The following is a 9,868-nucleotide window of genomic DNA, read 5'->3' as shown; positions in this document are numbered from 1 at the left end:
ATTGCGGTGGCACATGCGCGTTCGTTACGCTGAGCTGCATGTGAGGCAGTGGTCGTCATGGGTTTAGTTTACTTGGAGACCGGCGCAAACTACTGTGACAGACGGGGGAACACCGTCGGCAGCGTCAGATGTCAAAAAGGGACAGGTCCGTGTTCAACGCCCTGCTCGATCCGCTCGGCCAGCGCACCGCGCAGCGCCGCACGCGCCGCCAGGAAGATCCGCAGGCGGTGGCGCAGGATTACCTGCAGTACATGCTCAGCGACTACGAGGAGAGGCGTGGCCAGAGCCACCGCAACTGGCGCGATCTGTGCCCGGTGTATGCCTTCGCGCTGACCACCCATGCCGCGGATTGGCCACGCGGTGATGCCGCCGATACCTGCGAAGAACTGGCCGAGCACTGGGAGCAGATGCGCGGCCAGTCGCGGTTGAGCTGGTCGCAGGCGAGGCCGGTGGTGGAGGACGCTTGGCGCGCACTGGACCATATTCCGGCGGCAGCGGTGAGGCCGTTGCTGCAGTAACCCTGGGGTTCTGCGTACACGCTCAGGCGTGCTGTGGTTGCCGGCCAGCGGCCGGCACTACCTGTATGCGCTCAGCGCAGATCGCGCGACGCGCGGCGGCCGAACCACCAGCCGGCCAGCAGCTGCAGTGGCAGCGATGCCAGCAGCGAAATGACGAACCACAGCGGAAAATCCGCACCCGTAGTCCACACCGCGTAGGCGCAGCCCAGCGCGATCAACGACCAGATCGAAAAACCATGCGAACGCGGCCAGCAGGGCGCGTAGTAGGTGGCGAAGGAAATGCCGGCGATGCCACCGAGTACGCTGAAGGCCAGGTCCCACCCCAGCTGCACGCTGTTGTTGTCCGGCGAGATGCCCAGCAACGGCGGCAGCCAGCTGGCGACGCTGCTGACCAGCGCAAGCGACAGCACGCCACCGATCAGGGCGACGAGGGACAGGAACAGGGTCTTGAGCAGGCCGGGCATGCGCGCATTGTACGGCTGCCACGGAGTGCCCGGGTTGCCGGCCAGCGGCCGGCACTACCGAACCGCCTGGGGGTTGCCGGCCAGTGCCGGCGCTGCCGATGGGTCGGCATGGCCGCCGCGTCCGTGGGAGAGGGGGACGGAGCGGCGGCCATGCACAGGCGGTCAGGCGGCGAAGTCGAGTACCACGCGGCCTTCGATGGTGCCCGCGTGCATGCGCGCGAACACCTCGTTGATGTTTTCCAGGCGGTCGGTGCTGACCGTGGCGGCGACCTTGCCTTCGGCGGCGAACTGCAGCGATTCCTGCAGGTCCAGGCGGGTGCCGACGATCGAGCCACGCACGGTGATGCCGTTGAGCACCATGCCGAAGATATCCAGCGGGAAGTTGCCGGGCGGCAGGCCGTTGAGCGAAACGGTACCGCCACGGCGGACCATGCCCAGCGCCTGCTCGAACGCCTTCGGCGACACCGCCGTGACCAGGGCGCCATGCGCGCCGCCGATCTCCTTCTTCAGGAAGGCGGCCGGGTCGGTGGTGCGCGCGTTGACGGTGATCTGCGCGCCGAGCTGCCGGGCCAACGCCAGCTTGTTGTCGTCCACGTCCACCGCCGCCACGTTCAGGCCCATCGCGCGGGCGTACTGCACGGCCATGTGGCCCAGGCCGCCGATGCCGGAAATCACCACCCAGTCCCCGGGCTTGGTGTCGGTCACCTTCAGGCCCTTGTAGACGGTCACGCCAGCGCACAGCACCGGCGCGATCTCGACGAAGCCCACTTCCTTCGGAAGCAGGCCGACATAGTTGGCATCGGCCAGTGCGTACTCGGCGAAGCCGCCGTTGACCGAGTAACCGGTGTTGCGCTGTGTCTCGCACAGCGTCTCCCAGCCACCCAGGCAATGTTCGCAATGGCCACACGCCGAGTACAACCAGGGGATGCCGACCCTGTCGCCTTCCTTGACGTGCCCTACCCCGCCTCCCACGGCCACGATGTGCCCCACGCCCTCGTGACCGGGGATGAACGGCGGGTTCGGTTTCACCGGCCAGTCGCCCTCGGCGGCGTGCAGGTCGGTGTGGCAGACGCCACAGGCCTCGATCTTGACCAGTACTTCGCCCGCCCCCGGGCGCGGTACCTGGACTTCCTCGATCACCAGTGGCTTGCCGAACTCACGCACGACGGCAGCCTTCATGGTCGAATTCATGTTCGGATCTCCGTAGTGCGCTTGCCCACAGAATGACGCCGGCTCGAGGCCGGCGCTTTGATCACGATCAAACCCTCGAGGATTCGTGCGGCAGGTTCAGCTGGCCAGCACCGACGCCTCGCGGGCCAGGCGTTCGATGGCGTCCCAGTCACGGGTCTGCAGCAGTGCCGGTGTGGTCAGCCACGAGCCGCCCACGCACAGCACGTTGGACAGGTGCAGGAACTGCGGCGCGGTCTGCGCGCTGATGCCACCGGTCGGGCAGAACCGCACATCGGCGAACGGGCCGTGCCAGGCCGCCAGCAACGCAGCGCCACCGGCCTGCACCGCCGGGAAGAACTTGAAGGTGTCGTGGCCGTGCTCCAGGCCCAGGATCAGGTCGGAGGCGGTGGCGGCACCGGGCAGGTACGGCAGGTCGGCATCGCGAGCGGCGGCATACAGCGCCGACGTGGCACCGGGGGACACCGCGAAACGCGCACCGGCCTGCTTCGCCGCCTGCATCTGCGCGGCGTTGAGCACGGTGCCGGCGCCGATCACGGCATCGGGCACGGCCTCGACCATGGCCTTGATCGCATCCAGTGCCTGCGGCGTGCGCAGCGTCACTTCGATCACCGGCAGGCCGCCGCGGAACAGCGCCTGGGCCACTTCGACCGCTTCATTCACATCTTCGGGGGTGTACACCGGAATCACCGGTGCCAGCTTCAACAGCGCGCGCAGGCGCGGATCAGCGCTGGACATGGTCTTGCTCCTTGCCCGACGGGGCATCGCGGATCGCCGCCGGGTCCGGCAGCGCAGCGGCGCATGATGCCACGCGGCTCACCAAGGTGCTGGCGGTGCCCCGCCCTGCCCCCGGTTCAGGCCGGGTCGGCCTGCAATGCCTGGATGCGACGCTGGTACCAGTCACCACCGAGCGGATCGAACACCGCCGAGCGCTCCATCTGCGCCTCGTACACGTGTACCGAGATCGCCAGTGCTTCGTCGCTGGCGTTGCGCAGGGTGTGGTACTCGTGCGGCGGAATCAGGCTGCCGGCACTGCCGCAGCCCCCGCGCAGCACGGCATGGCGGCGGAAGCGCCAGCGCTCGCCGGCGCATTCGAGCAGTTCATAGCGGGTGATCTCCAGTTCGCCCGACCACACTCCCTCCACACACCACATGGCATCGTGGTCGTGCAGCGGCGTGCCCTGCCCTGGGCCCCAGCTCATGGCAATCACGCTGTAGCCGTGTTCGCGGCTGTGGTACAGCGGGCGTCGCGCGTAATGATCACTGACCGGACGGTGTACGCACTCGGGCAACTCGATGCGGCTGTCCGCGATGGCTTCCTGCAGCGCCAGCTGCAGGTCGGCGGTGATGCGCTCGGGGTCACCGGAGGTCATCGCTGCGTCGACCGCGGCGATCAACCTATCGCGGCCACGGAACACCGGAAACGGAGAAGTCTGCAGGTCCATGCCCCGACTTTAGCGGAGCCTGGTTAAGGGAATGTTGGCGTTCGCGCGCGTCGCGCCCGCATTCAAGGTGAACACGCGCGGAAGAACGGTTCAGATGCACATCAAGTAGAGCGATCACAATGGAACCTCGCGCAGCAGAAGCGGTCGAACACGACGCGATTCATCTTCGCTGCGACATTCCGCAACTTCGCGCCCCACGGGCGCAAGGCTAGAATTCTCCGACTTACCTGGTTCTATACATGTCAGTGCGAATTATTAGCGATGCCGCGTTGCCGGCATCGAAGGGCAAGGCTGCCACGATCAACGACATCGCACGACTGTCGGGAGTTTCCAAGAAAACGGTTTCAAGAATCATCAACAACTCGCCGCTGGTGCGCAAAGACACCCGCGACAAGGTCGAGGCGTTGATGCGCGAGGTCGGTTACGTGCCCGACCCCTTGGCGCGCGGCCTCGCGTTCCGCCGCTCCTTCCTGATCGGCCTGGTGTATGACGACCCGGGCGCCCAATGCATTGTCGACCTGCAGCACGGCGCGCTGGAAGCGCTGCGCGGCACCGGTTATGAGCTGGTCGTGCATCCCTGCGACAGCCAGTCTCCGGATTGCGCGGACGGCGTGCGCCGCTTCGTGCAGCAGCAGAAGCTGCACGGCGTGATCCTGGGCCCGCGTGCCTCCGAGTCGGCTGCGTTGACGGAGATGCTCGACGGTATCGAATGCCGCTACGTCCGCATCAACGCGCATGTGTCGGATGACGAGGCACAGGCCGTGGTCACCCACGATCGCGACGGTGCAGCCGCAGCTGCGGGCTATCTGCTCTCGCTCGGCCACCGCGACATCGCGGTGATTGCCGGTCCGGGCGACCGCCGTACCGCACGCGAGCGCACCCATGGCTTCCTCGACCGGTTGGCTCAGGTGGGCCTGACCCTGCCGGGTGAGCGCGTGCTGGAAGCGGGCGATACCTTCGAGTCCGGCGTGCATGCCGCAGAGCGGCTGCTGATGGGCGGACAACGCCCCAGTGCGATCTTTGCCGGCAACGATGAAATGGCTGCCGGCGTGTACCAGGTGGCATTGCGTGCGGGCATCGCGGTGCCGCAGCAGCTGTCGATCGTCAGCTACGACGACAGCCCGCTGGCATCGCGGCTGTGGCCGCCGCTGACGTCGGTGCGCCGCCATGTGAGTGATATCGGCCGCACCGCCGCCGCCATGCTGGTGCAGACCGACGTGCCGGATGCACCGACCGCAACCAGCGTGCATCCGCAACTGATGGTGCGCGGTTCCTGCCGCGCCGTGGACGCCTGACTGCCCTGCCCTCGCCCGCACCGCCGTGACGGTGCAGGCATCAGGCAGCAACGAAAACGGCGCATCCAGGTGCGCCGTTTTCCTTTCAAAGCGAAGTGCTGTACGCCGTGCGCCTACACGTCGCCGCCGTCGGCCCAGCCTTCACCTGTGCCCTTCTGGAACACGCGGTCATCACCCTGCACATCGCCCGCCGGCAGATGCGCCTGATCAGACAGCGCCGCGTAGATCGGGGTGAAGTCCGGCGACGTCGCCTGCATCAGCTGTTCGAAGCTGTCGATGACGAAGTAGGTCTTCTGGAAGGTGTCGATGCGGTACTTCGTGCGCATGATCCGCTGCAGGTCGAAGCCGATGCGGTTGGGCGCAGCCGATTCCAGCGAGTACAGCGATTCGCCCTTCGACGACACGATGCCGGCACCGTAGATGCGCAGGCCTTCGGACGTGTCGATCAGGCCGAATTCCACCGTGTACCAGTACAGGCGCGTGAGGTTCTGCAGCGCGTCCGGGCCGATCGCGTGGGCTTTGACGCCGCCACGGCCGTACGCCTCCATGTAGTCGGCGAACACCGGATTCATCAGCAGTGGCACATGGCCGAACAGATCGTGGAACAGGTCCGGTTCGGCGATGTAATCAATCTGGTCCGGGCGACGGATCCACCAGGTCACCGGGAATCGGCGATTGGCCAGATGGTCGAAGAAATCCAGTTCCGGCAGCAGGCCTTCGACGCCGACCAGGGTCCAGCCGGTGGCCGCGCCCAGCACTTCGTTGAGCTGGTCGAAGCGCGGAATCATGTGCGCGTTCATGCCCATCTCGTCCTGTGCATCCAGGAATTCCTGGCAGGCGCGGCCGACCAGCAGTTCGCGCTGGCGCTGGTACAGCGTGCTCCAGGTGGCGTGGTCGTCGGCGCTGTAGGTGTCCCACGGCTGCTCGACGAGCGCGGTGGTATACACCGGCACGTAGCCCTTGTCGGTCTGCTGGTGTTCGACGCGGCGGGGCTGGGCGAGGTCCATGAGGCACTCCTTGACGGGATACCCACGATGCTAGGGCAGGGCGCGCGCAACAGGGTTGCAAAAGTTGCGCCGATTGGCCTTGTTGGCGCAATATCCTTGCGTACTCACCATGTTGCGGGGCAACAATGGCCGGAGAAGTCCAGTTCGATCGCACGGATATACGCCTGCTGGCTGAAATCCAGCGGGATGGGCGCGCCACCAACGCCGAGCTGGCGACGCGGGTGAACCTCTCGCCCTCGGCCTGCCTGCGCCGCCTGCAGCGGCTGGAAAGCGAGGGCGTGATCGTCGGCTATGGCGCGCGGCTGGAGCCGCGCCAGCTGCGCCTGGGCCTGCAGGCCTTCGTGCGCGTGCAGCTGGAAAAGCACGACCAGGCCGCGATCGGGCACTTCGTGGACAGCGTGCAGGGCTGGGATGAAGTGGTGGCCTGCCATGCACTGACCGGCGACATGGACTACCTGCTGCACGTCTACGTGCGCGACCTGGAGCACTTCTCGCACTTCCTGCTGGACCGGTTGCTCAATGCCGGCGGCGTGGCCGATGCCAATTCCAGCTTCGTGCTGCGCACGGTGAAGGGTTTCCAGGCATTGCCGCTTTCGCAGCTGGAATAAGCGCGACGCCGCGATTTGACGGCGCCGGGCGGGTAGCCGAGCATCACCGCCCTGCGCGCGTCGCAGCGTTCCTTTCCGGTTCCACGCATGTCCGAACTCCAGCACCCGGTGCTCGCCACCACCTTCCTGCCGCTGCAGCGCAAGTCGCTGGCGCGCTACATCGCCCATGGCACGCCGCCGCAGACCGCAGTGGAGCAGGCCGGGCTGATGGCCGCGCAGCTGTGCCGGGCGCGCCTGCATCCAGCGGCCGAGATCGAGCGCCTGCTGCATGATGCCTGCGCGCTGTTTGCCGGCAACGAAGGCGCCGCCGCGCAGCTGACCGGCCCTGGTGGCGGTGGCCAGCCGGAGCTGGATGCCTGGTTGACCGCATTGGCCGCCCACGGCGTGCTGTTGGCGCCGGCGGAGATCCTGCAGGACGTCATCGCGCAATCGCCACGGGAGTACCCGGGCCTGGCCCTGCAGCAGGCCTGCCAGGAAACCCTGGTCGAACATGAGATCCGCTTTCCTGCCACCTTTTCCAGTGACGATGACGAGGCCACGCAGGATGACGTTGCCGCCGGGGATGCGCGGGCGGTCGAACACCATGGCCTGTACACCTCCGAGCAGGCCCGCGTGCTGCGCGCCATCGCCGCCAACCCCGATGAACTGATCGACCTCGATGGCTATGCCGGCACCGGCAAGGGCCACCTGGTGCTGGCGCTGATGGAGGCGCGGCCCGGCCGCTACACCTACGTGGCGCCCTCGCGTGGGCAGGTGGAAGCCTTCCGCGCCCGTGTGCCGGCCAGCACCGCGGTGCGACTGCTGACCCAGATCGAATTTGCCAACCGCGTGGCGCAGCACGCCGCGCGCAGCGGCCAGACCGGTGGCTTCGTTGCCAGCTACCGGCGCAGCACCCGTACTCCGCGTGAGATTGCCGGCCGCATCGGCCTGCAGGGCATCGGTGGGCGCAGCCCGGAGCAGGTGCTGCTGACTGCCTTCGAGGCCATCAACCGTTGGTGCGCGTCGTCGGCACCGGGCTTGGCGTTCCAGCATTTCGACCGTTCGGTGCCCGCCGCGATGCTCGACGTGTCGCCGTACATGGCGGCCGCCGAGCATGTCTGGCGCTGCATGTTCGACGCCGAACTGCAGCGGGGCACGCTGCTGAGCCTCAGCCCGGCGCACATCGGCAAGTGGCTGGCGCTGCGTGGCGTCACCCCACCGCTGGACATGGGCATGCTGCTGGTGGACGAGGCGCATGACCTGAGCCCGTCGTGGAAGCAGTTGCTGGCCGGCCATGCGCCTGGCGTGGTCAGCCTGGGTGATCCGCACCAGTGCCTGACCGGTGCGGTGCCGCGCTGGACCGCGTCGAAGGTGCTGGAAATGCACCAGTCGGTGCGCCAGGGCAACCAGGTCGAGGGGCTGGTCAACCAGACCCTGGCGCTGGATGGACTGGGCCAGGAAAGTGGGCCGTTCGTCGGTGCCGCCGACCGCGCCACCGGTGTGCTGCATTACCGCGACTGGGCGCAGGTGCCGAGCGAGGGCCTGCGCATCCATGGCAGCGTCGCCGATCTGGCCCTGGATGCTGCACAGCTGCAGATGCGCGGACTGCGACCATACCTGCACCCGGCATCGCTGCGTGCGCTGCGCAGCGTGCTGCAGCGGCCGCTGGATGCGTGGCGCCGGCGCCGCGACAGCGCTTTGGACCCGGCGTGGGAGCGCTTCCTGGCCACGCAGGCCGACGAAGGGCAGGGCGCGCTGGTCGAACTGTTTGCGTCTGCCGATCGGGTGCAGTCACTGCTGCAGGCGCTTGATGACCAGGACACGCCCGCTGAAGAACGGGTGGCGCTGTGCCTGGCCGAACACGCGAAGAACCTGCAGTTCGACGTGGTCTCGCTGTCACCGGGCTGCTTCAGTGCGGGGCAGGGCGGGCGCATCTGGCACAACCCGGTGCGCGCGGTCTATCTGGCGCTCACCCGTGCGCGGCGCCAGCTGCATGTGCCGGCCGATGGCATGGAACAGCTGCAGCACACGGCGACACTGCAGGAGCAGGCACGCCAGATGCGCAGGCGCGAGCGGCAGCAGGCCAGCGGTTACCGGCCCGCGCGCTAGCACGCGCATCGCTGCCTGGCAGCGACACGCCGGCTCAGGTCAGCACTTGTCCTTGCGGCCCATCAGCTTGCCCAGGCGCGAGGCTTCCTCGCACTTCGGCGCGGCCACCGGTGCCGGTGCGGCGGCCGCGGCGCGTGCACGCTGCAGCTGCTGGATCTTCGCGCGGATCTGCGGCATGGCTGCCATCGCGGCCTTTTCGCCTTCCAGGATCGCGGTGCCACGCTGGCTGAAATCGGCGGCGCCGATGTCCAGTACCTTCGGGCGGATGACGATGTCGGCGCGTGCCAGTTCCTGTTCGCCCAGGCGCTGGCCCATGATCGAGATGGACTGGTTGACGATGCCCAGCATGTCGGTCGGCGCCTTGCCGCTGGCCTTGCTGGAGATGTCCACGGCGATCACGAAGTCGGCGCCGAGCTGGCGCGCGGCATCCACCGGCACTGGGCTGACTACGCCGCCATCGATGTAGTTGCGGCCACCGATCTTCACCGGTTCGAACACGCCGGGGATGCTGCTTGACGCGCGCACCGCCTGGCCGACGTTGCCGCGCACGAAGATCGAGCGCTCGCCGGTTTCCAGCTGCGTGGCCACGGCGGCGAACGGCTTCTTCAGGCGCTCGGCAGGACGGTTGGCAACCTGCTCGTTGACGTAGTCCTGCAGCTTCTGGCCCTGCACCAGGCCACCGGAGAACAGGCGCACGTCGCGGATGCTGGCTTCGTCCAGCGCGACCGCCTTGCTCTGCATCTGGAAGGCGTCCATGCCGCTGGCGTACAGCGCACCGACCACGCTGCCGGCACTGGTGCCGGACACCACGGCCGGTTCGAAGCCATTGGCCTCCAGCATCTTGATCACGCCGATGTGGGCAAAGCCCTTGGCCGCGCCACCGCCGAGGGCGATGCCGATCTTCACCGGCTTGGCCTGCGGCACCACGGTCGGTGCCGGCGGCGGCGTAGGACGGACCGGGTCGCCACCGCAGCCGGCGAGCAGGCCGATCAAGGCGACGGACAGCAGCATGCGGGGGCGGAACAGGCTCATCGGCAGTGCGCTCACGGCGCCGGATTCAGGAAAGGGCGCCAGCATACCGAAGCCGTGGCGTACCCATTTCCGAGCCCACGAGACGGACCCCTTCTCCCATTGCCTCGTTCTCCTTGGAAAAAAAAGACCATAGAGATCAGTGGGCCATAGCGGCAGGCCCAGAGTACAGTGAGTGGATGGAGCTGCCGCTGTGCGTGCGTGTGGACACTTCGTAGGTTCGTAG

Annotated in this window: 10 protein-coding genes; 4 read left to right on the top strand and 6 right to left on the bottom strand. The window is 67.5% G+C overall.

Translation table 11 applies throughout. The features are described 5' to 3' along the window. Nucleotides 1–128: 128 nt before the first annotated feature. A complete protein-coding gene (locus EKL94_RS21285) occupies nt 129–518 on the top strand; it encodes a hypothetical protein (protein ID WP_126930541.1) in 390 nt (129 codons plus the stop codon). A 71-nt stretch (nt 519–589) separates the two neighbouring features. Here EKL94_RS21285 and EKL94_RS21280 read toward each other — a convergent pair whose 3' ends face one another. The 4 genes from EKL94_RS21280 to EKL94_RS21265 form a co-directional block, all read right to left on the bottom strand. After that, complete coding sequence (locus EKL94_RS21280) at nt 590–982, bottom strand: hypothetical protein (protein ID WP_126930540.1); 393 nt, start codon at nt 980–982, stop codon at nt 590–592. A 162-nt stretch (nt 983–1,144) separates the two neighbouring features. Further along, entirely contained in the window at nt 1,145–2,173 is a 1,029-nt protein-coding gene (gene adhP / locus EKL94_RS21275) for an alcohol dehydrogenase AdhP (protein WP_049436145.1), read from the bottom strand. 96 nt (nt 2,174–2,269) lie between these two features. Then, nucleotides 2,270–2,908, bottom strand: coding sequence for a bifunctional 4-hydroxy-2-oxoglutarate aldolase/2-dehydro-3-deoxy-phosphogluconate aldolase (eda, locus tag EKL94_RS21270; RefSeq protein WP_126930539.1), 639 nt, complete (start codon nt 2,906–2,908; stop codon nt 2,270–2,272). Between the two features lie 116 nt (nt 2,909–3,024). Continuing rightward, entirely contained in the window at nt 3,025–3,615 is a 591-nt protein-coding gene (locus EKL94_RS21265) for a cysteine dioxygenase family protein (RefSeq protein ID WP_126930538.1), read from the bottom strand. 239 nt (nt 3,616–3,854) lie between these two features. Between EKL94_RS21265 and EKL94_RS21260 the strand changes: the two genes are divergently transcribed. Continuing rightward, nucleotides 3,855–4,910, top strand: a complete 1,056-nt coding sequence (locus EKL94_RS21260; protein ID WP_126930537.1) for a LacI family DNA-binding transcriptional regulator — start codon at nt 3,855–3,857, stop codon at nt 4,908–4,910. 113 nt (nt 4,911–5,023) lie between these two features. Here the strand turns inward: EKL94_RS21260 and phhA are convergent, their stop codons facing one another. Then, on the bottom strand, nt 5,024–5,917 hold the full coding sequence (phhA, locus tag EKL94_RS21255; RefSeq protein ID WP_126930536.1) for a phenylalanine 4-monooxygenase: 894 nt from the start codon (nt 5,915–5,917) through the stop codon (nt 5,024–5,026). Between the two features lie 125 nt (nt 5,918–6,042). Between phhA and EKL94_RS21250 the strand changes: the two genes are divergently transcribed. Both EKL94_RS21250 and EKL94_RS21245 read left to right on the top strand, forming a co-directional pair. After that, nucleotides 6,043–6,525 (top strand): Lrp/AsnC family transcriptional regulator, encoded by a 483-nt coding sequence (locus tag EKL94_RS21250; RefSeq protein WP_004153377.1) that lies wholly within the window; start codon nt 6,043–6,045, stop codon nt 6,523–6,525. Nucleotides 6,526–6,612: 87 nt separating this feature from the next. Then, nucleotides 6,613–8,613, top strand: a complete 2,001-nt coding sequence (locus EKL94_RS21245) for a hypothetical protein (RefSeq protein WP_126930535.1) — start codon at nt 6,613–6,615, stop codon at nt 8,611–8,613. A gap of 39 nt (nt 8,614–8,652) precedes the next feature. Here EKL94_RS21245 and EKL94_RS21240 read toward each other — a convergent pair whose 3' ends face one another. Beyond that, nucleotides 8,653–9,645 carry a patatin-like phospholipase family protein gene (locus EKL94_RS21240; RefSeq protein ID WP_049399033.1) on the bottom strand — a complete coding sequence of 331 codons (993 nt, stop codon included), beginning with the start codon at nt 9,643–9,645 and terminating at the stop codon, nt 8,653–8,655. Between the last annotated feature and the right edge of the window lie 223 nt (nt 9,646–9,868).

The organism is Stenotrophomonas maltophilia, assembly GCF_003970865.1.
GTDB classification, from domain to species: Bacteria; Pseudomonadota; Gammaproteobacteria; order Xanthomonadales; family Xanthomonadaceae; genus Stenotrophomonas; species Stenotrophomonas maltophilia_AR.
The sequence above is the reverse complement of the archived record's forward strand: the minus strand, read 5'-3'. Positions and strand labels throughout refer to the sequence as shown.

Coding starts and splice junctions, on each gene's coding strand:
- EKL94_RS21285 (WP_126930541.1), top strand. CDS start 129: ATGTCAAAAAGGGACAGGTCCGTGTTCAACGCCCTGCTCGATCCGCTC.
- EKL94_RS21280 (WP_126930540.1), bottom strand. CDS start 982: ATGCCCGGCCTGCTCAAGACCCTGTTCCTGTCCCTCGTCGCCCTGATC.
- adhP (WP_049436145.1), bottom strand. CDS start 2,173: ATGAATTCGACCATGAAGGCTGCCGTCGTGCGTGAGTTCGGCAAGCCA.
- eda (WP_126930539.1), bottom strand. CDS start 2,908: ATGTCCAGCGCTGATCCGCGCCTGCGCGCGCTGTTGAAGCTGGCACCG.
- EKL94_RS21265 (WP_126930538.1), bottom strand. CDS start 3,615: ATGGACCTGCAGACTTCTCCGTTTCCGGTGTTCCGTGGCCGCGATAGG.
- EKL94_RS21260 (WP_126930537.1), top strand. CDS start 3,855: ATGTCAGTGCGAATTATTAGCGATGCCGCGTTGCCGGCATCGAAGGGC.
- phhA (WP_126930536.1), bottom strand. CDS start 5,917: ATGGACCTCGCCCAGCCCCGCCGCGTCGAACACCAGCAGACCGACAAG.
- EKL94_RS21250 (WP_004153377.1), top strand. CDS start 6,043: ATGGCCGGAGAAGTCCAGTTCGATCGCACGGATATACGCCTGCTGGCT.
- EKL94_RS21245 (WP_126930535.1), top strand. CDS start 6,613: ATGTCCGAACTCCAGCACCCGGTGCTCGCCACCACCTTCCTGCCGCTG.
- EKL94_RS21240 (WP_049399033.1), bottom strand. CDS start 9,645: ATGAGCCTGTTCCGCCCCCGCATGCTGCTGTCCGTCGCCTTGATCGGC.